The organism is Streptococcus sp. STR1/CE/0325 (genome assembly GCF_055386095.1).
Genome location: NZ_AP045018.1, coordinates 594729 through 619363 on the forward strand (window position 1 = coordinate 594729; position 24635 = coordinate 619363).

The 24635-nt window shown below is 46.1% G+C and carries 22 protein-coding genes, 1 tRNA gene and 2 pseudogenes; 22 read left to right on the top strand and 3 right to left on the bottom strand.

The genetic code is table 11. From position 1 onward, the window contains the following. Window positions 1–8: 8 nt before the first annotated feature. The 3 genes from smc to ftsY are packed head-to-tail and all read left to right on the top strand — an operon-like array spanning window position 9 to window position 5784. On the top strand, window positions 9–3539 hold the full coding sequence (gene smc / locus ACZ49W_RS02920) for a chromosome segregation protein SMC (RefSeq protein WP_464813842.1): 3531 nt from the start codon (window positions 9–11) through the stop codon (window positions 3537–3539). Window positions 3540–3548: 9 nt separating this feature from the next. Then, window positions 3549–4385, top strand: a complete 837-nt coding sequence (locus ACZ49W_RS02925; protein WP_464813843.1) for a Cof-type HAD-IIB family hydrolase — start codon at window positions 3549–3551, stop codon at window positions 4383–4385. Beyond that, window positions 4372–5784: a signal recognition particle-docking protein FtsY gene (ftsY, locus tag ACZ49W_RS02930; RefSeq protein WP_464813844.1), complete on the top strand. Its 1413-nt coding sequence runs from the start codon at window positions 4372–4374 to the stop codon at window positions 5782–5784. Before ACZ49W_RS02925 ends, ftsY begins: the two co-directional genes overlap by 14 nt. An 87-nt stretch (window positions 5785–5871) precedes the next feature. Here ftsY and ACZ49W_RS02935 read toward each other — a convergent pair. Continuing rightward, a pseudogene (locus tag ACZ49W_RS02935) lies at window positions 5872–6129 on the bottom strand (transposase family protein); the annotation flags it as partial. Between the two features lie 344 nt (window positions 6130–6473). Here ACZ49W_RS02935 and ACZ49W_RS02940 point away from each other — a divergent pair. Beyond that, window positions 6474–6544, top strand: a tRNA-Thr gene (locus ACZ49W_RS02940). Between the two features lie 129 nt (window positions 6545–6673). Here the strand turns inward: ACZ49W_RS02940 and ACZ49W_RS02945 are convergent. Then, window positions 6674–6850 carry a DUF3042 family protein gene (locus tag ACZ49W_RS02945; protein WP_464813845.1) on the bottom strand — a complete coding sequence of 59 codons (177 nt, stop codon included), beginning with the start codon at window positions 6848–6850 and terminating at the stop codon, window positions 6674–6676. Window positions 6851–6924: 74 nt separating this feature from the next. On the opposite strand from ACZ49W_RS02945, the gene miaA reads away from it, so the two are divergent. The 18 genes from miaA to ACZ49W_RS03035 all read left to right on the top strand — a co-directional run bounded on the left by miaA (window position 6925) and on the right by ACZ49W_RS03035 (window position 24073). Then, window positions 6925–7806, top strand: a complete 882-nt coding sequence (gene miaA, locus ACZ49W_RS02950; RefSeq protein WP_464813846.1) for a tRNA (adenosine(37)-N6)-dimethylallyltransferase MiaA — start codon at window positions 6925–6927, stop codon at window positions 7804–7806. Between the two features lie 73 nt (window positions 7807–7879). Next, window positions 7880–9139, top strand: a complete 1260-nt coding sequence (gene hflX / locus ACZ49W_RS02955) for a GTPase HflX (RefSeq protein ID WP_464813847.1) — start codon at window positions 7880–7882, stop codon at window positions 9137–9139. Continuing rightward, entirely contained in the window at window positions 9118–9747 is a 630-nt protein-coding gene (locus ACZ49W_RS02960) for a cystathionine beta-lyase (protein WP_464813848.1), read from the top strand. The genes hflX and ACZ49W_RS02960 overlap by 22 nt, the downstream gene beginning before the upstream one ends. Window positions 9748–9799: 52 nt before the next feature. Further along, window positions 9800–10729 carry a ribonuclease Z gene (gene rnz / locus ACZ49W_RS02965; protein ID WP_464813849.1) on the top strand — a complete coding sequence of 310 codons (930 nt, stop codon included), beginning with the start codon at window positions 9800–9802 and terminating at the stop codon, window positions 10727–10729. Beyond that, a complete protein-coding gene (locus ACZ49W_RS02970; RefSeq protein ID WP_464813850.1) occupies window positions 10726–11493 on the top strand; it encodes an SDR family NAD(P)-dependent oxidoreductase in 768 nt (255 codons plus the stop codon). The genes rnz and ACZ49W_RS02970 overlap by 4 nt, the downstream gene beginning before the upstream one ends. Next, the gene (gene recJ, locus ACZ49W_RS02975) at window positions 11490–13703 is read left to right on the top strand and encodes a single-stranded-DNA-specific exonuclease RecJ (protein ID WP_464813851.1); all 2214 of its coding nucleotides are present in this window, start codon (window positions 11490–11492) and stop codon (window positions 13701–13703) included. Before ACZ49W_RS02970 ends, recJ begins: the two co-directional genes overlap by 4 nt. 76 nt (window positions 13704–13779) lie before the next feature. Beyond that, window positions 13780–14292, top strand: coding sequence for an adenine phosphoribosyltransferase (locus ACZ49W_RS02980; RefSeq protein WP_464813852.1), 513 nt, complete (start codon window positions 13780–13782; stop codon window positions 14290–14292). A gap of 24 nt (window positions 14293–14316) precedes the next feature. Beyond that, a complete protein-coding gene (locus ACZ49W_RS02985) occupies window positions 14317–14991 on the top strand; it encodes a DnaD domain-containing protein (RefSeq protein ID WP_464813853.1) in 675 nt (224 codons plus the stop codon). Window positions 14992–15333: 342 nt separating this feature from the next. After that, window positions 15334–16017, top strand: coding sequence for a tRNA (adenine(22)-N(1))-methyltransferase (locus tag ACZ49W_RS02990; RefSeq protein WP_464813854.1), 684 nt, complete (start codon window positions 15334–15336; stop codon window positions 16015–16017). After that, entirely contained in the window at window positions 16007–16798 is a 792-nt protein-coding gene (locus tag ACZ49W_RS02995) for a Nif3-like dinuclear metal center hexameric protein (protein WP_464813855.1), read from the top strand. Before ACZ49W_RS02990 ends, ACZ49W_RS02995 begins: the two co-directional genes overlap by 11 nt. A 10-nt stretch (window positions 16799–16808) precedes the next feature. Next, window positions 16809–17915 (top strand): NAD(P)/FAD-dependent oxidoreductase, encoded by a 1107-nt coding sequence (locus ACZ49W_RS03000; protein WP_464813856.1) that lies wholly within the window; start codon window positions 16809–16811, stop codon window positions 17913–17915. Window positions 17916–17980: 65 nt separating this feature from the next. Continuing rightward, window positions 17981–18853, top strand: a complete 873-nt coding sequence (gene rfbA, locus ACZ49W_RS03005; protein WP_464813857.1) for a glucose-1-phosphate thymidylyltransferase RfbA — start codon at window positions 17981–17983, stop codon at window positions 18851–18853. Next, entirely contained in the window at window positions 18853–19446 is a 594-nt protein-coding gene (locus ACZ49W_RS03010; protein WP_464813858.1) for a dTDP-4-dehydrorhamnose 3,5-epimerase family protein, read from the top strand. Before rfbA ends, ACZ49W_RS03010 begins: the two co-directional genes overlap by 1 nt. Before the next feature lie 69 nt (window positions 19447–19515). After that, entirely contained in the window at window positions 19516–20565 is a 1050-nt protein-coding gene (gene rfbB / locus ACZ49W_RS03015) for a dTDP-glucose 4,6-dehydratase (RefSeq protein WP_464813859.1), read from the top strand. Then, the gene (locus ACZ49W_RS03020) at window positions 20559–21080 is read left to right on the top strand and encodes an NUDIX domain-containing protein (RefSeq protein WP_464814945.1); all 522 of its coding nucleotides are present in this window, start codon (window positions 20559–20561) and stop codon (window positions 21078–21080) included. Before rfbB ends, ACZ49W_RS03020 begins: the two co-directional genes overlap by 7 nt. A gap of 340 nt (window positions 21081–21420) precedes the next feature. Then, window positions 21421–22140: a VTC domain-containing protein gene (locus ACZ49W_RS03025; RefSeq protein WP_464813860.1), complete on the top strand. Its 720-nt coding sequence runs from the start codon at window positions 21421–21423 to the stop codon at window positions 22138–22140. Then, window positions 22133–22813: a DUF4956 domain-containing protein gene (locus tag ACZ49W_RS03030; RefSeq protein WP_464813861.1), complete on the top strand. Its 681-nt coding sequence runs from the start codon at window positions 22133–22135 to the stop codon at window positions 22811–22813. The genes ACZ49W_RS03025 and ACZ49W_RS03030 overlap by 8 nt, the downstream gene beginning before the upstream one ends. Window positions 22814–22825: 12 nt before the next feature. Then, window positions 22826–24073: a carbohydrate-binding domain-containing protein gene (locus tag ACZ49W_RS03035; protein ID WP_464813862.1), complete on the top strand. Its 1248-nt coding sequence runs from the start codon at window positions 22826–22828 to the stop codon at window positions 24071–24073. A gap of 61 nt (window positions 24074–24134) precedes the next feature. On the opposite strand, the pseudogene ACZ49W_RS03040 reads toward ACZ49W_RS03035, so the two are convergent. Next, window positions 24135–24619 (bottom strand): annotated as a pseudogene (locus ACZ49W_RS03040) (SDR family NAD(P)-dependent oxidoreductase). Between the last annotated feature and the right edge of the window lie 16 nt (window positions 24620–24635).

Below are 24635 nucleotides of genomic sequence, written 5' to 3' on the forward strand. Positions count from 1 at the left end.
CAACAAGCATGTTTTTAAAAGCAATCGAGATGCAAGGGTTCAAGTCCTTTGCAGACAAGACCCGCATTCAGTTTGACAAAGGGGTGACGGCTATTGTGGGTCCAAATGGATCTGGTAAGAGCAATATCACCGAGAGTCTGCGCTGGGCCTTGGGCGAATCCAGCAGCAAGAGCCTTAGAAGTAGCAAGATGCCTGATGTCATCTTTGCAGGAAGCGAGAAACGTCCTGCGCTTAACTATGCTCAGGTCTGCGTGTATCTGGATAATAGTGATGGTTTCATCAAGGGGGCTGGCGAAGAGATTCGTGTGGAGCGCCAGATCTACCGCAATGGGGACAACGACTATCTGATTGATGGCAAAAAAGTGCGCCTCAAGGATATCCACCACCTCTTTATGGATACGGGTCTTGGTAGGGATTCTTTTTCCATCATTTCCCAAGGTCGAGTCGAGGCTATCTTTAACAGTAAGCCCGAGGAGCGCAGAAGTATTTTTGAAGAGGCGGCTGGGGTCTTGAAATACAAGACCAGAAAGAAAGAAACGCAGCAAAAACTGGACCAAACCAAGGGCAATCTCGACCGTGTGGCAGACATCATCTATGAGTTAGAAACTCAGGTCAAACCTCTGGAAAAGCAGGCTAAAACAGCCGAACGCTATCAGGTTTTAGAAGAAGAACGCTTGCAGCTAGCTCTTAGTCTATTGCTATTTGACATTGAGCAATTTAACCAGAAGCGGCAAACCACCAAGGAAGCACTAGAAGAAACCGAGAAACAGTTAGGAACTTACTATGAGCGCCGCAAGGAGCTAGAAGAAGAGCACCAGCAGTTAAAGGAAAAACGCCGCAAAATTGCTCAAAAGCAGGAGCAAAAGCAGGGCGAGCGTCTCCAGTTGACCCAGCTTTTGGGTGATTTGGAAAATCGTCTCCAGCTCTCAGAGTTAAATGCTAGCCAAGCCAAGGAAAAGGCAGCAAGCCTCAAGCAAGAAAAAGACCAGCTTTCTCGTCAGCTCGTGCAGTTAGGTGAGCAAAAAGAGCAATCCAAGGCAAGGTGTCAAGAGTTAGCTCAAGATTTGGAAAAGACGCAACATCGTATCCAGTCCCTTACTCAAGAGCTGACAGCTTACAGTACCAGTCCAGAAGCGGTGATGGAAAACTTGCGGGAGAGCTATTTACACTTGGTTCAAAAAGAAGCTGATTTGACCAATGAAGAAACCAGCCTTCTGGCTGATTTGGAGAATCAAAAGCATCAAGAAAATCGAGAGAAAAAAGACCAAGAAGCCACTCAGCAGGACTTAAATGCCCTCTTAAAAGAAAAAGATCAGCTAGAAACTGCCCTAAACGTCAGCCAAGATCAGCTAGAAACCTTACGTCTTTCTTACCAAGTACGAAAAGAAGATAGCCAAAGACTGGAAGCGAGCTATCAAAAAGCACAAGAGCGCTTATTCAAAGACCTGGATGACCTCAAGAAAAAAGAAGCGAGACGGCAAAGTTTAGAAACAATCTTGCAAAACCATAGCCAGTTTTACGCTGGGGTAAAAGCAGTTTTGCAAAAGCAAGACCAACTAGGTGGCATCATTGGTGCGGTCAGTCAGCATGTCCGGTTTGATAAGACCTATCAAACTGCTCTTGAGGTGGCTTTTGGTGGCAGCAGCCAGCACGTCATCGTTGAGGATGAACAGGCTGCTAAACGAGGGATTGATTTTCTAAAGAAAAATCGGCAAGGTCGAGCGACCTTTTTACCCTTGACGACCATTAAGAAAAGGGAGGTTGCTCCTCATCTGGCCAAGGACTTGCGTTCTTGCGAGGGGTTTATCGGCTTTGCGGTGGATCTGGTCAGTGTTGAAGAACGTTTAGTTTCCATTTTTCAAAATCTTTTGGGAACCATTGCGATTTTTGAGGATTTGAATCAAGCGACCAAAGCGGCTCAAAAAATCCGTTATCAGGTGCGGTTGATTTGCTTGGATGGGAGTGAAATTCGCCCAGGAGGTGCTTTTTCAGGAGGTGCCAATCAGCGCCAGAGCATGCTGTTTATTGAACCAGAAATCGCTGCTCTAAAAGAGAGCATTGACCAAGCAAATGCCAAGATAAGAAGCCAAGAACAGCATTTATCTCAGCAAAAAGAAGAACGTGAAAAATTAGCTCAGCAACTTTCGGCCTTAAAACAAAAGAGGGAAGAGGAGCGCTTGGTTGAGCAAAAGTTGTTGCTACAAAAAGAGCAGCTCGACACACAAGAAAAGCGTCTCAAACAGCTGCTAGATCGGTTTACAGGCTCTCCTCAAGAAGAAGGAGCCTCCAAAGAACGCCTTACCCAAGTGCGCTCAGACTTGGGTGTCATTCGTCTTGAAAAAGAGCATTTAACAAAACGCATGGAAGAGACCAAGCGTGATCAAGCAGATTGGCAGCAAGTAACAGAACGCTTGAGACAAAGTCTTTCTAAAAACCAGCTAGAAGAGCGTGACCTATTAGGAGCGTTGAAGTTTGAGCAGGAAACCTTGAAGCGCCTTGGTGAGGAGGAAAAAGACTTAGCGAAGTCCTTACAAAACTTAGAGACAAGCCTTGCTGCTTCTACCAGTATGGATGAAGAAGGCTCGGTTGCCCTCAAAGATCAGCTAGCGAAAGCCAAGGCAAGTTTGACCAGTTGTGAGCAGGATTTGATCCATCTGAGGTTTGAGCTAGAAGACGTGGAAGCCCTTCTTTCTGAGCGAGAGACGAAAAGCGATCAGTTGTCTAAGAGAAATGAGGACCTCATTCGCCAACAAACGACCCAGAAAGTCCAGCTCGAGACCGTGGAAACAGAGCTTAGAAAAGCAGCCAGAAGCCTCGCAGAAGACTATCAGTTGAGTTTTGAGCAAGCTAAAAAGACAGCTCAAGCAGTTGAGGATGAGCCCTTGATGCGCAACCGTCTAGCCCAACTGGTCAAGGAAATCAGAGCGCTAGGTCCCATTAATCTTGACGCGATTGAGCAGTACCGCAGCGTGTCTGAGCGTTTGGACTTTATGACAGGGCAAAGGGAGGATTTGCTTGAAGCGAGAAAACTCTTGGACGAGACCATCGATCAGATGAATGATGAGGTGAAAGAGCGTTTTCAAGAAACCTTTGAAGCCATCAGAAGGAGTTTTCAAGAGACCTTTAGTCAGATGTTTGGCGGTGGAAGAGCCGATTTGCTTTTGACCTCAGACGACCTCTTGAGCGCTGGGGTGGAGATTTCCGTGCAGCCACCAGGTAAGAAAATCCAGTCCCTCAACCTCATGAGCGGAGGGGAAAAGGCACTATCTGCTCTGGCGCTACTTTTTGCTATCATTCGAGTGAAGACCATTCCCTTTGTCATTCTAGACGAGGTGGAGGCAGCTCTTGATGAAGCCAATGTCAAACGCTTTGGGGATTATCTCAATCGCTTTGACCAGTCGAGCCAGTTTATTGTGGTGACGCACCGAAAAGGCACCATGCAGGCAGCAGACACCATGTATGGAGTTACCATGCAGGAATCTGGAGTGTCCTCTTTGGTGTCGGTCAAGTTAAAGGATTATCAAGAACAAGAAGAATAGGAGAAGCTCATGACAGAGATAAAATTATTAGCCTTGGATTTGGATGGGACCCTCTTTAATGCTAAAAAAGAGATTACAGCAGAAAACAAGGTTGCTTTAGCACTTGCACGTGACAAAGGGGTCAAGGTGGTGATCACGACCGGTCGTCCGCTAAAAGCCATCCAACATGTCTTGGAAGATCTTGACCTTATCGGTGAGGACGAGTACAGCATCACCTTTAATGGTGGCTTGATTCAGCAAAATACAGGAAAAATCCTTGCCAAGCATCAGCTGACCTTTGAAGAAGTGGCAAAGATTACAGAAACCTTGCTTGCCCTTGATTTGCCAGTTGACATTTTGAGTGAGGGGCGGGTGTACGGTATTCCTAGTCAGAATCACCAGTCCCTCTATCCAGAAGCCAATCCTATGCTGGAGTTTGTGACCATTGCTAGCCTTGAGGAGTTGCCGCGTGATGTGGTTTACAATAAAATCGTCACGGTGGTGGAAAGTAACCACCTCGATCAGCAGATCACACGCCTTCCCAAAGAACTTTACGACCAGTTTGAAGTCTTTAAATCAAGGGACATCATCCTTGAAATCATGCCAAAAGGTGTGCATAAGGCGGTTGGTCTTGCTCAGTTGAGCGATTATTTGGGTATTGATCAAAGTCAGGTCATGGCCATGGGCGATGAGGAAAATGACCTTTCCATGTTGAGCTGGGCTGGACTAGGAGTTGCCATGCAAAATGGCACTGCTAAAGCTAAAGCGGCTGCTAAGGCAGTCACCCGAGCGACCAATGAAGCATCCGGTGTTGCAGAAGCTGTGAGACAATACATCTTAAAGGAGGAGACAGATGGGCTTATTTGACCGTTTATTTGGACGAAAGAAAAAAGACCAAGAACCACAAGAGGTGGTAGAACCAACCGTTCTCTCTAAAGAGGAAGAAAACCTAGAAGACACCACCTTAGTTGAAGCGCCAGTCCTCGATGACCAAGTCAGCCAAGCTGTGGTAGAAGATAAAGAGGACACAGAAGAAATCGAGCCAGCATCAGATATCGAGGTAGTTGATGAGCTGACCATTCAAGAAGACGTCGAACAGCCAGAAGAAGAACTAGAAGAAACGCCCGAGCTAGTTCAGAATGTTGCCGAGGAGCCCCAAGCAACAGAGCAGATGGTAGCTGATGAAACTGAACTAGTCGTCCAAGATGCAGAGTCAGTAGAGCCTATCCCAGATGACGAGCCTAACTCAAGTGCTCTTGAGTTTGAAGAGGTAGAGACCAGTGAGGAAAGCCCAGTTAACAGCGACCAAGCTGTATCAGAGCTTGTTGAGGAAGCACCAGTCACTACCGAAGAAAAATATGACCGCACCCTAGCCAAGACCAGAACAGGCTTTGGTGCAAGGCTCAATGCCTTTTTTGCCAACTTTAGACGGGTGGACGAGGAGTTTTTTGAAGAGTTAGAAGAACTGCTCATCCTATCGGACGTGGGAGTGGCTGTGGCAACCCGTTTGAGTGAGGAACTCCGTCAGGAAGCCAAGCTCGAAAATGCCCAAAAACCAGATCATCTGCGCCGAGTGGTGATTGAAAAACTAGTGGATATTTACGAGAAAGATGGTCAGATTGATGAAAGCATCCACTATCAAGAGGGGCTCACGGTCATGCTCTTTGTCGGGGTCAATGGAGTCGGAAAAACCACCTCCATTGGCAAACTCGCCCATCAGTATAAAGCGGAAGGTAAAAAGGTCATGCTGGTGGCAGCCGATACCTTCCGTGCTGGAGCAGTCGCTCAGCTGGTTGAGTGGGGAGAGCGTGTAGGTGTTCCAGTGGTGACGGGACCTGAGAAGTCCGACCCAGCTAGTGTTGTTTTTGACGGCATGGAGCGCGCGGTCAAAGAAGGAGTGGATATCCTCCTTATCGATACCGCCGGTCGCCTGCAAAACAAGGACAACCTCATGGCAGAGTTGGAAAAGATCGGACGTATCATCAAGCGTGTGTTGCCAGAAGCGCCTCATGAAACCTTCCTTGCCCTTGATGCCTCAACAGGGCAAAATGCCCTCAGTCAAGCCAAGGAATTTTCAAAAATCACACCGCTCACCGGTATCGTCCTCACCAAACTAGACGGTAGCGCCAGAGGGGGTGTGGTCCTAGCCATCCGAGAAGAGCTGGACATTCCTGTTAAGCTCATCGGCTTTGGTGAGAAAATCGATGACATCGGTCCCTTTGACTCCGAGCAATTTATGCGTAGCCTCTTAGAAGGTTTGATCTAAAGCAAAAAACAAGGACAGAGCCTGCCCCTCATAATGGGACAGAAAAAAACGGCTCATGTCAACTGTAATGGGTGATTTAGAAAGAGTAACGAGAAAGGTTTTAGAAACGGTGACTTTGCAGGAACTTTTACACTGAAAGCGCCTCTTCTTGAGGCGAAGCAGGGTTGGAGATCCTTGAGTGTCAAGAAGAGGGATGGCGGATGATTTTTGAAAGTCGTATTTGATGCGCCTTCCCCCACACAGCGGACAGTTTAGCGCAGGGGAAACGAGCTTAACCGTAATTTCGAGATAGTCATCTCCTTTATGAGCGGATAAAATCCTGATATTTGGGTCTTTTAGTCCGATTAAATTTGAGGTATGATTTTCGCTTTTCTATTTTTCAGCTCAAGAATCAACAGTCAGAGAAGTGACTGTTGATTTATTCCATGTGACACTTTCTAATGGGGAGTTTCGTCGCTTTTCATTAGAAGTCACATGTTTTTTTGTACTCAAAAATCCCAAGTAGAGGTTAGCCAGTCGTCGGAAACTAAAAGGTGACGTATCATTTAGGATTTCCTTGGGCTAGTGATTGATTTAGTTTTCAATGAAGGCGACCTGTTTTTGTGGTCGTTTCTTTTTTGCCAAAAAAGTTAAAAAAGGGCTTGCGTTTTTTGTTTTTCTATGGTATTATTAAATAGTTGTTTGGTGAAGCCGCTATAGTTAAATGGTATAATAGAGCAATGGTAATGCTCAGTTCCGAGTTCAATTCTCGGTGGTGGCATGTTTAACGAACATCAAAAAGCCCGTATCTTCGGGCTTTTTATTTTTTATCGAAAAAATTCTCAGATGAAAATGATGTGGCAATCTGATAAAAAAAACAGATTTCTGATTCAGAAGTCTGTTTTAAGGATTAGCGTGTCACGCGACGGCGTGCTGCTTTTTTGCGGTTTTCTTCGATGAAGGCTGCTTTTTCTTCTTCAGGGTCGATGATGGTCTTTTTCACTGCGTAAACGGCACCGGCAACAGCGGCAGCTGATCCCACAACGCCTGTGACTAAACCTTTGATAAATCCATGTTTTTTAGCCATAGTGTTTCTCCTTTTCTGTGTTATAATCATAGTAACCAATTTGAAGTGAAAATGCAAGGAAAAGGTTGAGAAAAATGAAGAAAAAAGTGATTGTGGTGGTTGGTCCGACTGCTGTCGGGAAAACGGCACTTGGCATTGCGCTGGGTAAGCGTTTTAATGGTGAGATTATCAGCGGGGACAGTCAGCAGGTCTATCGAAAGTTAGATATTGGTACAGCCAAGGCGACTCCAGACGAGCAAGCACAGGTCCCTCATCATCTGATTGATGTGAGAGATGTGGCTGAGACTTACTCTGCCTATGACTTTGTGACCGAAGCCACTCAAGCGGTGGAAGACATTGCTAAAAAAGGCAAGGTTCCCATTATCGTTGGAGGGACAGGGCTCTATTTACAAAGTTTTTTGGAGGGCTATCATCTTGGTGGAGGGCTTGATCAAGCCCAAGTCCTCGCTTATAGAAAGGTCTTAGAGGAGCTGAGCGACGAGGAGCTATTTGCTAGGGTTCAAGAGGCCAAAATTGAAATTAAGGAAATCAATCGCAGACGAGCGATGAGAGCGTTAGAATTGGAGCGTTTTGGTCAAGATTTGGTTAATCAAGAATCGCCCTATGAGGCACTTATCATTGGCTTGATGGATGATCGGGAGGTCTTGTACGACCGAATCAATCGCAGGGTGGATGCCATGATGGCAGAAGGGCTCTTAGACGAGGCACGTTGGCTCTATGACCACTATCCAGATGTCCAGGCCACGAGAGGGATTGGCTATAAGGAATTGTTTCCCTACTTTAGAGGGGAGGCGGATTTAGACGAGGTGGTTTCAAAACTCAAGCAGCAAACCAGACGCTTTGCCAAGAGACAACTGACTTGGTTTCGCAATCGGATGCAGGTCACCTTTTATGCGATTTCAGACCCTCATTATCCGGAGTCTATTTTTGAAATGGTCGCAGATTTTTTGAAGTGAAGCTAAGGCTGATTGGAAAAATTTTAGGGACTTTATGATATAATGGAACATGCTATAAAAGGAGGTGAAGCAGATGCTAGAGACCAAAAAACAGCAAGAGCGGGTCATCTTAGTTGGGGTTGCCCTAAAAGGAGAGGACGACTTTGCTTTATCCATGGATGAGTTGGCCAGTCTTGCAAAAACGGCAGGCGCTGAAGTGGTGGGAACCTATCTTCAAAACCGTGAGCGCTATGACAGCAAGACCTTTGTCGGTTCAGGCAAACTCGATGAAATCAAGCAGATGATAGAAGCAGATGAAGTGGATACCGTCATTGTCAATAACCGTTTGACTCCTAGGCAAAACAGTAATTTAGAAGATATTCTAGGTGTTAAGGTCATCGACCGTATGCAGCTGATTTTAGATATTTTTGCCATGCGGGCAAGAAGCCACGAGGGTAAGCTACAAGTCCACCTAGCCCAGCTCCAGTACATGTTGCCGCGCTTGTCGGGTCAAGGGATCATGCTGAGCCGTCAGGCGGGTGGTATCGGAAGCCGTGGTCCGGGTGAGAGCCAGTTGGAGTTGGACCGCAGGACCATTCGCAACCAGATTCACGATATCGAACAAAAACTCAAGAAAATCGAAAAGAGCCGTGAGAGAAGTCGTGAAAAACGCCTGTCTGATACGGTTTTTCGGATAGGGCTGGTGGGCTACACCAATGCGGGCAAGTCCACCATCATGAATGTGCTGACAGACCAAAGCCAGTATGAAGCCGATGAGCTGTTTGCCACGCTTGATGCTACCACCAAGCAAATTTACCTCCAAGGGCGGTTTCAAGCGACTTTGACGGATACGGTTGGTTTTATTAGAGATCTGCCGACCGAGTTAGTGGCTGCTTTTCGCTCCACTCTAGAAGAGAGCCGTCAGGTGGATTTACTGCTACATGTCATCGATGCTAGCGACCCCAACCACAGTGAGCAAGAGCAGGTGGTACTTGATCTCTTAAATGATCTTGGGATGGGAGACATTCCTCGACTTGCCATCTACAATAAGATGGATCAGGTCAAGCATTTGCAGGCTACAGCATTTCATAATGTCCGACTCTCTGCTAAGTCGCTTGAGGCTAGAGAGGATCTTAGGGAGATTATCTTGGGTGAGTTGCAAGAGTTATTTGTTCCCTTTCACGTCAAGGTGAGCGCTGAAGAAGTCGCTGCTATCTACGATTTGGTGAAATATGTTTTGCTGGGGAACAGGGATTTTGAAGCGGCATTTTCTGGTGGTACTTTGTCTGGCTATATTGCACCTAAAAATCAATGGCGTTTGGAGGCATTTGAATGGAAACAATCATCGCATTAGCCCTAAAATATGGCGGCTTTACCCGTTTGGATGAGGTGTATTTGACGAGGGTCTTATCTGGTCTGTCAAAAGAAGAACAGTTGCAGTGGATTACCCCACCGCCCAGTGTGTTGAATGCTTATTTTGCCGAACATTATCAAAAAGGCTCTCCCAAGCGGGCGACCGACTATTATTTGGACTTGACCAAGGCCTTGGATTTGTGGCAGGAAGCGCCTGATTTTTCGGAAGAAAAGCCCTTTGTCCGGCTAAACCTGTCGGGGAAGTCTTACGGCTTTGCCTACGCGCGTGAGGAGTTGGCGCTGGTCTTTAGTGAAGAAAAGGAAGCCATTACGCCTGCTGTCTTATTTGAATTGGCCCTCATCTTCCCCCATTATCAAGTGAGAGAAAGGAAAGGGCGCATTGAAATGGGTGTCTTTTTTGAGGAAGAAGAAAGTCAGCCTCTTGAGGTGGCGGGTTTGCTACTAGGAAGCGCCAGCCAGCTAAAAGACGGGACAATGAAGCTAGAAAGTCCTAGTCAAGAGGAGTTGATGGAGGTTGCGCTGGCTTTTTCAGGAGAGCGCTACTATGCCTACAAAGACCGTCATTTTATCCTTTATCTCGTTGCTTAGTTTGCCTTTAGGACGATATGACGAGATCACAAACGAATAGAAAGTATGAGTTATGCAGTTACAATTTTTAGGAACCGGTGCGGGTCAGCCCAGCAAGGCAAGAAATGTTTCTAGTCTGGTTCTCAAATTATTAGATGAAATCAATGAAATTTGGATGTTTGATTGTGGCGAAGGCACCCAACGTCAGATCCTTGAAACCACTATCAAACCAAGAAAAATCCGTAAAATTTTTATCACCCATTTGCATGGCGACCACGTCCTCGGTTTGCCAGGCTTTTTATCTAGCCGTTCCTTTCAGGCAAGCGAGGAGCAGACCGATATTGATCTCTATGGTCCAGTTGGAATCAAGTCCTTTGTTCTGGCTAGTCTCAAGGTGACGGGAGCGCGCTTGCCTTATCGGATTCATTTTCATGAATTTGATGAAAAGTCTTTGGGAAAAATCATGGAAGACGACAAATTTGTGGTCTATGCGGATAAATTGGATCATTCCATCTTTTGTGTGGGCTATCGCATCATGCAAAAAGATTTGGAAGGGACACTAGATGCCCAAAAGCTGATAGAAGCAGGTGTTCCTTTTGGTCCCCTCTTTGGTCGAGTGAAAAACGGAGAAAATATCATTCTAGAAGATGGTCGTGAAATCATTGCCAAGGACTACATCTCTGAGCCTAAAAAAGGCAAGGTGATTACCATCTTGGGAGATACGAGAAAAACACCTGCCAGTGTTCGCTTAGGCGTAGGGGCAGATGTCTTGGTACACGAGTCCACTTATGGTAAAGGGGATGAAAAAATCGCCAAAAGTCATGGTCACTCCACCAATATCCAAGCCGCTCAAGTAGCTAAAGAAGCCAGCGCCAAACGGCTCTTGCTCAACCATGTGAGTTCACGTTTTCTGGGTAGAGAAGTCAGCCAGTTGGCCAAGGATGCGAGGGCTATTTTTGAGAATACCCATGTGGTGCGTGATTTAGAGGAAATTGACCTATGAGAGCAAAAGATAGCGTGGTGGTTGTCACGGGGGCTTCAGGCGGTCTAGCGAGAGCCTTAGTCGAAGAGTTGGCTGAGGCTCGTGTCATCGCTATTGGGCGCAGTCAAGAACACTTAGAAGCGCTGTATCAAGAAAAAGCCAATGTCACTCCACTAGCCCTTGATATTACCGATGATGAGGCGGTGAGAGACGCTGTTGAGCGCCTCTATGAGATTTATGGTCGTGTGGATGTCCTCATCAATAATGCGGGTTACGGTCTATTTCGCTCCTTTGAGGACTTTAGCGATCAAGAGGTTGAAGACATGTTTGCGGTCAATACGCTGGCTAGTATGCGCCTTGCTAGACTGATTGGTGAGCGGATGAAAGAAAGGGGACAAGGGCACATCATCAATGTGGTCAGCATGGCGGGCCTCATAGCCTCTGCCAAGTCTAGCGTCTATTCTGCTACCAAGTTTGCCCTGATTGGTTTTTCCAATGCCCTGCGCTTGGAACTGCATCCCTTTGGTGTCTATGTGACCACTGTCAATCCCGGTCCCATTGAAACGGGATTTTTTGAGGTGGCAGATCCTAGTGGCAATTATTTGGACAAGGTCAAGCCCTTTTTGTTGAGCGCACAGACCGTGGCCAAAAAGACGGTTGCGGTGATGGGTCGTCCCAAGCGTGAGCTAAATCTCCCCCTTGCTTTGGCGCTAGCGGCTAAGTGCTATGCTCTTTTTCCTGTTTTGGGAGACTGGATGGCTAGAAAGGTGTTTCATTATAAATGATTTCCGCAAAGTATGATTGGCAGTTTTCGCAAAGAAAAGAGCCGCAAGAGGCGTTGACTAAAGCCGCTAAAAAAGAGAAATTGTCTGACTTGGCTTTAGAAGTTCTCTTAAATCGTGGGGTGACGAATCAGGAAGACTTAGAAGCCTTCTTGCAGGCGGATTTGTCAGACTTGCATGATCCTTTTTTACTCCATGATATGGAAAAAGCAGTGGAGCGGATTCGTCGGGCGATTGAGACCGGTGAAACCATATTGGTTTACGGGGATTATGATGCCGACGGCATGACATCTGCTTCTATCATGAAAGAAACCTTGGAGATGCTAGGGGCGGAAAATCACATTTATCTGCCTAACCGCTTTAGTGATGGCTATGGTCCCAACCAGAGCATCTACCGTTACTTTATTGAAAATGAAGGGGTTTCTTTGATAATCACGGTGGATAATGGTGTCGCTGGTCATGAAGCGATTGCTTATGCCACGGAGCAGGGCGTGGACGTGATTGTGACCGATCACCATAAGTTGCCTGAGAACCTGCCAGATGCTTATGCCATCATTCATCCCGAACATCCAGAAGGAGACTACCCTTTTAAGGGATTGGCAGGTTGCGGTGTCGCCTTTAAATTGGCCTGTGCGCTGCTTGAGAGTATTCCGACTGAGATGCTGGATTTGGTGGCTATTGGTACCATTGCTGACATGGTTCCCTTGGTGGATGAGAACCGTCTTTTGGTCAAATATGGTCTCAAGAAAATCAGAGAAACAGAGCGTCTGGGACTAGAGGCTCTATTGGACTTGTCAGGTATTGAGCCTGAGCAGGTCAATGAAGAGACAGTTGGGTTTACCATTGCGCCGCAGCTCAATGCCCTAGGAAGATTGGACGATCCAGCGCCTGCCCTTGAGCTGTTGACAGGCTTTGACGACGAAGAAGCCAAAGAGTTGGCACAATTAGTCTATGACAAGAATGAAGAGCGTAAAGAACTGGTCAAAACCATCTTAGAAGAAGCCAAAGAGCAAGTCAATCCCAGTCAAAAAGCCCAAGTCTTGGCTAAGGAAGGCTGGCACCGTGGGGTGCTAGGCATTGTAGCAAGCAGGCTCCTAGAAGAACTGGGTCAGCCTGTGATTGTGCTGGGGATTGAAGATGGCGAAGCCAAAGGAAGTGCCAGAAGCCCAGAAGGGGTGGATTTGTTTGAGGCGCTTTCTCCACATTCAGACCTCTTTCTCGCCTTTGGGGGGCATAGCGGCGCTGCTGGGATGACCTTGGCACTGGATCGCCTAGAGGAACTCGAAGCAGTTTTAGAAAATTATGTGGCAGAAGTGACCAAAGAAGGGCCTCATCGTCCAAGTCTTGTGATTGATCAGGATTTGAGCTTGGGAGATTTGACCCTAGATACCCTCAAAAGTTTGGAAAGGTTAGCTCCTTTTGGCATGGAGAATCCCAAGCCTGTCTTTCGCTTGAAAGACGTGAGTGTCAAGCAAGCCAGACAAATGGGACAGGGCAATGCCCACCTCAAGCTAAAAATCACCGATGGTGAGCAGACCTTTGATTTAGTGGCCTTTAACCAAGGGCATCTCATGCAAGAATTCTTGCAGGCTAGTCAGCTAGAATTAGCGGTCAATCTGTCCATGAATGTGTGGAATGGCCAACGTACCCTCCAGCTCATGCTGGTGGATGCACGGGTCAATGGGGTTCAGCTCATTGATATTCGTGCCAAAACAGCCCCTCTTCCTGAACAAGTGCCTTTTCTTAGTGAAGGAGTAGCGGGAAGAGAAGTGGTCCTTTTGGAGGTGCCTGAGCAAGTGGAGAGGTTGAAAGCTCTCTTTAGTGACCATTCTTTTGAGGTTATCTACTTTAAAAATCAGATCAAACACCCCTACTATCTGACCGGGTATGGCACAAGAGATCAGTTTAAGGTGCTCTATCAAGCGGTCAAACAATTCCAATCTTGTGATATTCGCTATAAATTAAAAGAGTTAGCGGATTATCTGAGGATACCTGCCATTTTATTGGTCAAGATGATTCAAATTTTTGAGGAGCTAGGCTTTATTCGCATTGAGGACGGGGTCATGCACTACATCCCAGATGCGCCAAGGCGGGCGATAGCAGACAGTCAGATTTACCAAGATTTAAAAGAATTGGTGGCCTTTCAAGAATTGATGGCTCTAGGAAAACCAAGAGATATTTATGAGTATTTGACAGCAGAAGATTCGCTTTAGCGTTTACGCTTTGGGTAAATCATGCTATAATGAAGAAGACCTTTGGTGTCAGTAAAAAAGAACGAGAGAAAGAAATATGAACTTAAAAGATTATATCGCAACCATTGAAAATTACCCCAAAGAAGGGATTATGTTTCGCGATATTAGCCCCTTGATGGCAGATGGCAAGGCTTATAGCTACGCGGTGCGTGAGATTGTGCAGTATGCAATGGATAAGCATATTGATATGATTGTAGGTCCTGAGGCGCGTGGTTTTATCGTTGGCTGTCCGGTAGCCTTTGAGTTGGGCGTTGGTTTTGCGCCAGTGAGAAAACCAGGAAAATTGCCACGTGAGGTCATTAGCGCAGACTATGAAAAAGAGTATGGTATCGATACTCTTACCATGCACGCAGATGCCATTAAACCTGGTCAGCGGGTCTTGATCGTGGATGATCTCTTGGCGACAGGCGGAACGGTCAAGGCAACTATTGAGATGGTGGAGCGTTTGGGTGGTATCGTCGCTGGTTGTGCCTTCTTGATTGAGCTAGACGAACTTGAGGGTCGAAAAGCTATCGGAGATTATGACTACAAGGTTTTGATGCACTATTAAAAACTCGAAAAAAGAGGAGGGGACATGAGTTTTTTAGAACATTATCAATCTGGGCAACTGGTGCTCCCTAGTCAGCTGTTTTTGAATTATAAATCGCTCTTTTCTAGCGCAGATGATTTTTTAGTCTGGCAGTTTTTCCACTTGCAAAACACGACCAAGGTTGAAGAATTGCCCCCTAGTCAGGTGGCCAATGCCTTGGGCAAGACTCTAGATGAGGTCAACCGTTCTATCAAGAGGTTGACACAAGAAGGACTTCTTGCCATTCGTGAGATCAATATTGATCGTGAAACGGATACTTTATTTGATACGAGTCTTGCTTTTGAAAAGTTGGATCGCTTGAGTCAGGATGAGGGACAAGAAGTAGCAAAAACGCTAACCTTAGATGAGGCGGTACAGGGCCTTCTTCGAGATTTTGAAGAGAGTGGCTGGCTGTTGACGCCTTTAGAGTTGGAGGATTTGCGAGAGTGGCTAAATCAAGGGCTCAAGCCAGAAATCATCCGTGAGGCACTAAGAGAGAGCGTCTATAACAATGTTAGAACGTGGAATTATTTGCGAAAAATCGTAACGAATTGGAGAAGCGAAGGTGTTCTTAGCCTGCGTGACATTGAAGAACGAAGAGAAAATCGCTCGAACAAGAAGCCTCCCCTTGCTCCTTTGTCGGATGACCTCTTGGCCTCGACACATGATTTATGGGGCTGATTCCCTTATTTAAGGAATAGAACAAAGAGGCTGGGACAAGGTGCTCAGCTTCTTTGTTTTGAGTTAGTTTAGACTTGAGGTCAAATTGACCGAGCGAAAAAACAGCTCAGTCGCCTAGCTTCTTGCCTTATAGCAAGAAGCGTGGGATAAAGAGGAACGTGAGTGACCTTTATCGCTGGCGAGTGGAATTCGAGCTAAATTTGTATCTTATGAAATTGAACACGGGCTAAAAGCGTCGAGAAAATCTCCAGTTTTCCTAGGAACGAGAGTTCCAACGTCTAACTGTCTATTTTCTTCTCGCTTTCTTAACGCCCTTTGTATCTTATTTTTAGAAAGGTTGTTATGGAGACTCAGTTATCTCAGCGTCTGCGTTTGGTGGCAGACTTTGTTCCAAGGGGAAGTCGTCTTTTGGATGTGGGGAGTGATCATGCTTATTTGCCCCTTTATTTGGTGGAGAGAGGCGTGATTGACTGTGCGATTGCAGGAGAGGTGGTCAAGGGACCTTATGAGTCAGCTCTAGCTCATGTGAAGGCAGCGGGTCTTTCTTCTCAGATTGAGGTGAGGTTGGCTGATGGTTTGGCAGCTTTTGAGGCGAGTGACGAGGTGAACATCATCACCATTTGTGGTATGGGGGGGCGTTTGATTGCAGATATTTTAGAAGGCGGCAGAGACAAGCTAGCACAAGTCGAACGCTTGATTTTACAACCCAATAATCGCGAAGATGAGCTGAGAGCTTGGCTGATGGCGCATGATTTCAACATTATTGATGAACGCCTTTTGAAAGAACAGGGCAAATATTATGAGATTTTGGTGGTGGAAAAAGGGCAGTCTTCTCTTTCTCCTAGAGAGTTGCGCTTTGGACCTCATCTGCTAAAGGACTTGTCTCCCATTTTTAGGGAAAAATGGAGCAGAGAGCGTGAAAAACTCGCTAAGGCTCTGTCACAGATTCCACAAACTCATAACCAAGCTAGGCAAGATTTAATGATTAAAATCAAACAAATAGAGGAGGTTTTAGATGAAAGCTAGTCAGATTATCGCACGCTATGAAACTTTTTGTCCCAAGGATTTGTCCCTTGAAGGGGATACGGTCGGGCTACAAATTGGTCGCTTGGATAAGGAGGTCAAGCGGGTTATGGTGACCCTTGATCTTAGAGAAGAGACCGCTCAAGAGGCGATTGAGAAACAGGTGGATTTGATCATTGTCAAGCACGCACCGATTTTTCGTCCCTTGAAAGATTTGGTCTGGTCACCTAAGACGGCTCGTCTTTTGTCTTTGGTCGAGCACGGTATCGCTGTTTATGTTAGTCATTCTAATATTGACGTGGTTGAGGGTGGTTTGAACGACTGGTTCTATGATTTGCTTGGGATTGAGGAGGTAGAGGTTCTGCGTGCTACCAAGGATGGTCATGGTATTGGTCGTGTGGGGCATGTCCCTCGTCAATCCTTGCTGTCTTTGGCAGACAAGGTTAAGGCGTCGTTTGGTCTTTCTCATGTGAGATTGGTGACCTACGGCAATCCAGAGGAACAGATGCTTGAGCGTGTGGCGATTTGTGGGGGTAGTGGCGACGACTTTTACCCAGATGCTATTGCCAAAAAGGCAGATGTCTATATCACAGGGGATATCTACTATCATACAGCGCAGGATATGTTGAGTGAGGGGCTTTTGGCTATTGATCCAGGTCATCATATCGAGCATCTCTTTGTTCCAAAGGTGAGTGAGTTATTGAACCAGTGGAAAAAAGAGGAGGGCTGGGAGGTGGAAATTCTTTCATCGCAAGTCTCAACCAATCCTTTTTTGGATATCTAGGAGGGGCTAGATGCGAGTTGCGGTGATTGGGGCAGGCATCGTTGGTGCGACAGCTGCTTATTATTTATCTAAAGAAGAACATCTTGAGATTAGTGTTTTTGATCACGGAGAGGGGCAGGCCACAAGGGCTGCTGCGGGTATTATCTGCCCTTGGTTTTCAAAGCGCAGGCACAAGGCTTGGTACCGTTTAGCAAAGCTTGGGGCAGACTTTTATGCCGAGTTGCTCCAGGATGTGGAAAAAAACGGTTATGCTACCGACTTTTATCAGCAAACGGGGGCTTATCTCTTTCGTAAAGATGCGAAGCGCTTGGCAGAATTACAAGCTTTGGCAGATAAGAGGAAGGCACAATCTCCTATGATTGGCGAGCTTCGTTTGTTATCTTTGGCTGAGGCGGGTCTAGCTTTTTCAGGATTAGCTGGAGCAGAGCAGGTTCTTTATGCTAGCGGTGCCGCTCATGTGGATGGGAAGTTACTGACAGAGACACTCTTAGAAGCTAGTGGTGTTTGCGTGATGCGTCAGCGGGTGCAGCTCAAGCCGACTGAGGTAGGTTATTTGGTTGATGAAAAGCCTTTTGATGCGGTTATTTTAGCATGTGGGGCTTGGTTGGGAGAGATGCTGGCTCCTTTGGGATATGAGGTGGATGTCCGTCCGCAAAAGGGGCAGCTCTTGGATTACCAGCTAGCAAGGTCAGATTGGGATAGGTCGCCTGTCTTGATGCCAGAGGGAGAGATTGATGTGATTCCTTTTTCTGGGGGACAAATGAGTGTTGGGGCCAGTCATGAAAATGATCAAGGGTTTGATCTGACACCAGAACAAGCTGTTCTTGACCGTCTAGAAAAGGAGGCGCTTCCCTATTTTCCACCATTGCAGGAAGCTTTAGGAAAGACAGTCCGTGTCGGTACGAGAGCCTATACCAGTGATTTTTGCCCATTTTTTGGTCAAATTCCTGATGCTCCTCGTCTTTATGCCGCCAGTGGCTTAGGCTCATCAGGACTAACGACAGGTCCTCTACTGGGAAAAATGTTGGCAGAACTGGTTATGGGACACAGTCCACGCCTAGACGTTCGGGACTATCCAATAGAAAACTATGTGAAACGGCTTGCAGGCAGAGCATGACAGCAGACGGAGAAAATGATAAAATAAAGGAAGCATATCAATAAAAATCGTGAAAGGCTTTTAAGATGAAAGGTATTATTTTAGCAGGAGGATCAGGCACCCGCCTTTATCCCATCACACGAGCTGCCTCCAAACAGCTCATGCCCATTTATGACAAACCGATGGTCTATTATCCGCTTTCAACTCTTATGCTTGCAGGGATTAGAGACATCCTCATCATCTCCACTCCGCAGGATTTACCACGTTTTGAGGAGTTGTTAGGAGATGGATCTGAGTTTGGCATTTCCTTGTCTTATGCTGTGCAACCAAGCCCAGACGGTCTTGCTCAGGCTTTTCTAATTGGTGAGGACTTTATCGGTGATGACAGCGTTGCCCTTATCTTAGGGGACAATATTTACCATGGGCCAGGGCTTTCTAAAATGTTGCAAAAAGCAGCCAGCAAGGAAAAAGGTGCGACTGTTTTTGGCTATCAAGTCAAGGACCCAGAGCGCTTTGGTGTGGTTGAGTTTGACAAGGAGATGAATGCCATCTCTATCGAGGAAAAACCAGAATATCCTAAGTCGCACTATGCAGTGACAGGGCTTTATTTCTATGATAATGACGTGGTTGAGATAGCAAAAACCATCAAACCAAGCCCACGTGGCGAGCTTGAAATCACAGATGTTAACAAGGCTTATCTAGAGCGTGGCGACCTCTCTGTCGAACTCATGGGACGTGGTTTTGCTTGGCTAGATACAGGCACGCATGAGAGCCTTTTAGAGGCGGCCCAATACATCGAAACCGTGCAACGCATGCAAAATGTGCAGGTGGCAAACCTTGAAGAAATCGCCTACCGTATGGGTTATATCACACGAGATGAGGTCTATGCGCTAGCGCAACCGCTCAAGAAAAATGAATACGGCAAGTACCTCTTGCGTTTGATTGGAGAAGATAACTAATGACAGAACAATTTTTCGGCAAAACCCTTGCAGTTAAAAAAATTGAAGACATCCCAGGTCTCTTGGAATTTGACATTCCTGTTCACGGCGACAATCGTGGCTGGTTTAAGGAAAATTTCCAAAAGGAAAAAATGTTGCCTTTAGGCTTTCCAGAAAGTTTTTTCAAAGAAGGCAAGCTCCAAAACAATATCAGCTTTTCACGTAAAAATGTTCTTCGTGGTCTTCACGCCGAGCCTTGGGACAAATACATCTCCATCGCTGATGAGGGACGCGTCCTAGGTACTTGGGTGGATCTGCGTGAGGGTGAGACTTTTGGTCACACCTATCAGACCGTAATCGATGCCAGCAAGGGGATTTTCGTCCCACGTGGTGTGGCAAATGGCTTTCAAGTCCTTTCTGAAAAAGCTGCCTATACTTATTTGGTCAATGACTACTGGGCCTTAGAGCTTAAGCCTAAGTATGCCTTTGTCAACTACGCCGACCCAAGCCTAGATATCACATGGGAAGATGTGGCAGCGGCAGAAGTCTCTGAAGCGGATAAGCAGCATCCATTTTTAAAAGATGTCAAACCGCTAAAAAAAGAAGAGCTGTAAGCTCGCTTGATAGCCAAACGAGAAAATGACGGGCGATAGAAAAGCCCAACAAAAATTTTTGGAGAAAACATGACAACATACAAACACATCATCGTCACAGGTGGGGCTGGTTTTATCGGCTCAAACTTTGTGCATTACGTTTACAATAACTATCCAGATGTCCACATCACGGTGCTAGATAAGCTGACTTACGCTGGAAACCGTGCCAATATCGAAGAAATCCTTGGGGAGCGTGTGGAGCTGGTTGTCGGAGATATTGCGGACGCTGAGCTGGTGGATCGCTTAGCCCAAAAAGCGGACGCTATCGTCCACTATGCGGCTGAAAGCCACAATGACAACTCTCTCAATGACCCAAGTCCTTTTATCTATACCAACTTTATTGGGACTTATACGCTTTTAGAGGCGGCGAGAAAGTATGATTTGCGTTTCCACCACGTTTCAACTGACGAGGTTTACGGGGATCTTCCACTGCGTGAGGATTTACCAGGTCACGGAGAAGGTTTTGGGGAAAAATTCACCGCAGAAACCAAGTACAATCCAAGCTCGCCTTACTCTTCGACCAAGGCAGCTTCTGATTTGATTGTCAAAGCATGGGTGCGTTCTTTTGGGGTCAAAGCGACCATTTCTAACTGTTCAAATAACTATGGTCCTTACCAACATATTGAGAAGTTTATCCCACGTCAAATCACCAATATCCTAAGTGGCATCAAGCCAAAACTCTACGGCGAAGGGAAAAACGTCCGTGACTGGATCCACACCAACGATCACTCATCAGGTGTCTGGACCATTCTCACTAAAGGAAAAATCGGTGAAACTTACCTAATCGGTGCAGACGGTGAAAAGAGCAATAAGGAAGTCTTGGAACTCATTCTCAAGGAAATGGGACAAGCACCTGATGCTTATGACCATGTGACCGATCGTGCTGGACATGATTTGCGCTACGCTATTGACGCCTCAAAACTGCGTGACGAGCTAGGCTGGAAACCAGAATTTACCAACTTTGAAGCAGGTCTCAAGGAAACCATCCAGTGGTACACCGCTAATGAAGATTGGTGGAAAAAAGACAAGGAAGCTGTCGAAGCCAACTACGCTAAAACACAAGAGGTCATTAAATCGTGACAGTTTTCCTAGAGCTTGAAGATACTGAGTGGAAAAAGACGCATATAGATCACGACCGCATGATTGCTAGAGGGATAGTTTTTGACCAAAAGAGACAGTTTTACTTTGTAGAAGTCCATAGGGACGATGATTTTGGGCGAGCAACTTTTATTGAAACAGCAGGTGGTGGTGTCGAAGAGGGAGAAAATCTTGAAGCAGCGCTGCAAAGGGAACTAAAAGAAGAGTTAGGTGTTGTGGTAGAGATCGTTCAAAAACTTGGAGTGGTCAGTGATTATTACAACCTGATTCATAGACACAATATCACGCATTATTTTTTGTGCCAGATTGAGCAGTTTACTAAAAAAGAACTGACGCAAGCTGAAAAAGACGATTTTCAGCTAAAAACAGTCCTTTTAAGCTTAGACGAGGCAATCGCTTCTTATCACAAAAATGCGGTTACACCTATCGCTCGTTTGGTGGCAAATCGTGAGCTACCCATCCTAGAAGAAGCTAAAAAATATCTGGGAAATCACTAAAAAGGAGAGGGAAGGTTAGACATTATCGTGTCTTGCTATAATGAAGAAGAAAGCATTCCCCTCTCTTATGAGGAAGTGAAAAAATCGCAGAAAATCTAGGCGAAAACCTCTATTACCTCTTTATTAACGACGGATCAAGCGATCACACGTTAAAGGTTTTGCCCCATCTAGTAGCGGATAACTTAGTAAGAACCCTAATTTGGGGTTCTTTTTTGTTGAGAATTATCGATTTTAAAATTTAAATATACAATTTAATTTAGTTTTGTTTCAGATTTCTTTCATTTTTTCTTAAGTTTTATCCTTTATCCTAATATTATTCAAAAGAAACGGGGATAAGATCATGTCAAAAACGACCTTTAAGGATAAATTTCAACGCTATGAAACTAAGTATCTGGTTAAAAAGAAAGATTTATGTGGGCTTTTTCTAGACCTGTTCCAGTACATGAGAGAGGATGAGCACGCGCACTCCACCATTAGCAATCTCTACTACGACACGCCCAACTTTCGCATGATTCGTGAGTCTTTGGAAAAACCTTATTTTAAGGAAAAGCTGCGGATTCGGACCTACGACCATGCGCCAAGTCAGGATAGTCAAGCCTTTCTTGAAATCAAGAAAAAGGTCAAGAAAATCGTCTATAAAAGGCGAATTACAGCTCCCATCGCTCAAGCACAGGGCTATCTAGTCGGTGAGGACCAGCTAGCAGAGAGTCAGATTAAAAGTGAGTTAGACTGGCTGATTCAGCGCTACGGAGAGCTAGCTCCTATGATGTATATCTATTATAGTCGCTATTCGTTAAAGGGTTTAGAGGATGAGGCGGTTCGCATTACCATTGACTACGACCTGCTCTACCGCAGAAGTGACTTGACACTAGATAGCAAGCGATACGGGCTTCCCCTCTTAGATGAGGGGTGGGTCATCATGGAGGTCAAGGTGCCAGGCAGCTACCCCTTGTGGTTATCTGAGATTTTAGACCAGCACCAGATCTTCCCTCAGTCTTTTTCTAAGTACGGTGTCGCTTACAAAAAAACGACCAACTATAAAGGAGTTTTATATGCTTGATTCCCTATTTTTAGATGTCTTTCCAGATACTAGTGTGGGTGGTTTGGAGATGTTGTTAGCTCTCTTTGTCTCTCTGCTTCTTGGTATTCTCTTAGCCAAGAGCTACCAGTATAAGAGTATCTACACCAAGTCCTTTGTTATGAGTTTGGTCTTGCTGCCTAGCCTGATTGCGGTGGTGATTTTCTTGGTCAATGGTTCCTTGGGCGCTGGGGTGGCGGTTATGGGTGCCTTTAGTTTGATTCGCTTTCGTTCAGCACCGGGTGGGGCAAAAGAGCTTTTAGCTATTTTTCTAGCCATGACCATCGGGATTGCAGTTGGGATGGGCTATTTGGTTCTGGCTTGTGTTCTGACGCTGTTACTGTCTGGGGTCATGGTGTTGCTTGAAAGGCTAAACTTTGGGCAAATGAAAGAGAGTCTGAGGCAGTTGACCATCGTGATTCCAGAAAGTTTGGACTATGACACGATTTTTGAGGATATTTTCAAGGAAGCGACCAATCACACGGAGCTGCTCACGGTCAAAACCTCTGATATGGGTAGCCTATTTAAGCTCAAGTATGTGGTTGGTCTTAACGGTCAGCTATCTGAAAAAGCCTTTATCGATAAACTCAGAACGAGAAATGGCAATCTAGAGATTTCCCTCAGCCGTTATGTGACCAAGGAAAATGAATTATAGAAAGGATTTCCCATGAAAAAACTAAGAAAAACAATCTTTCCCCTACTTTTATCCAGCTTACTCCTTGGGGCTTGTAGCTCTGGGACAAATCAAAATAGCACCAGCAGCGCTAGTCAAACGACACAGACCACCCAAACAAGCACTAAAAGTCAATATTTTTCTGCGCGTGATAGCGATGCATCCTATGATGAAAAGACAGCTACAAAGATTGCGCTCAAAGGTGCTAGCGCCCAAGTGGAAGGAGAGGGAGCAAAAGTCAGTGGTCAAACGGTGACCATCACCAAGGCGGGGACCTATGTCCTATCTGGCTCTAGCCAAGGAGTGCAAGTCGTGGTTAAGACGAGCGACACCGATAAGGTGCAAATCGTCCTAAATGGTGTCACCATGACCGGAGATGATGCGGCGATTGTGGTGGAAAATGCGGACAAGACCTTTTTGACCCTAGCAGAGGGCACCAAAAATAGTATTTCAGATAGCTCAAACCACAGCAACACGCAATATGATGCTGCCATTTACAGCAAGGATGATCTGACCCTCAATGGTTCAGGCAGTCTTACGGTTACGGGCAACTATGCCAATGCGATTGAGAGCAATGACGACCTCAGAATTACTGGTGGTACTTATACCCTTACAGGGCAAAAACACGCCCTTTCTGCCAATGATGCCCTCAATATTAAGGAGGCGACCCTCCAGCTCACCGCAACAGAGGATGCCATTCACGCAGATAACGACGAGGACACCAGTCTTGGAAATGTCTATATGGAGTCGGGAACGGTGACCATAGAAGCGGGTGATGACGGCATCCATGCCTCAAATGCCGCTCTCATCACAGGTGGAAAAATAACGGTAACAAAGAGTTACGAGGCTCTTGAAGGCAAAACCGTGACCATCACAGGCGGAGAGCTAGATCTCACTGCTTCTGATGATGGAATCAATGCTAGTGACTCCCAAAAAGGTGAAAGTGTACCAGGCGAGTCCCAAGATGGGGTAGCCATTACCATTTCAGGAGGCAAGATCAAGGTAGCGGTCGGTGCAGGTGATACGGATGCCATTGATTCTAACGGCGACCTCACCATTACAGGAGGCGAGATTGCGATTACTGCCCAGTCTGCCTTTGACTATGATGGCAAAGGAAGCTATACGGGTGGAACTCTTGTGGTCAATGGTGAAACTCTTACTGAGCTGACCCAGACTGGTCCGGGTGCAGGTGGACAAAGAGATGGTCAACCACAAAGTCCAGCAGGATTTGGACGGAGATAGAAAAAGCCCTATCCCAACAGATGAATGCCTCATCTGCTTTAGGATAGGGTGTCTTTTTGATTTAATTTTCGTCTCGTGAAACGTAAAGGGGTGAAAATGTTTGAGCGGTTGGCATGACCTCGATACGGTTGACGTTGACGTGTTCGGGCTGTTGGTTGAGCCAAAGGACCATATTGGCGATGTCTTGTGGGGTGATGTAGGCGATGTTTTCATAGACTTTGGCAGCTTTTTCGTCATCTGTTCCCAATCATCTAGGTTGGCTTGGTGGGCGGCTTCAAGCCCTAAAGCTAGACCAGCATTATTGACCAAAAGATCAATCGCCTGCCAGTTTTCAGGTAGAGATCTGAGCGCTGTTTGTGTCTCTAAGCGGTCAGTCAAATCAAAAGCGAGTGGAAAAAAATGGTCTCCCAACTCTGCCTTGAGTGTTTCTAGACGCTTTTTTCGTCGTCCAGTTCCGATGACGCGGTAGCCAGCAGTTACCAAGGTTCGGCAAATGGCGGTGCCAAATCCTGAGGTGGCACCTGTGACGCATGCCATGTTAGTCATAGTGTTTCTCCTTTCA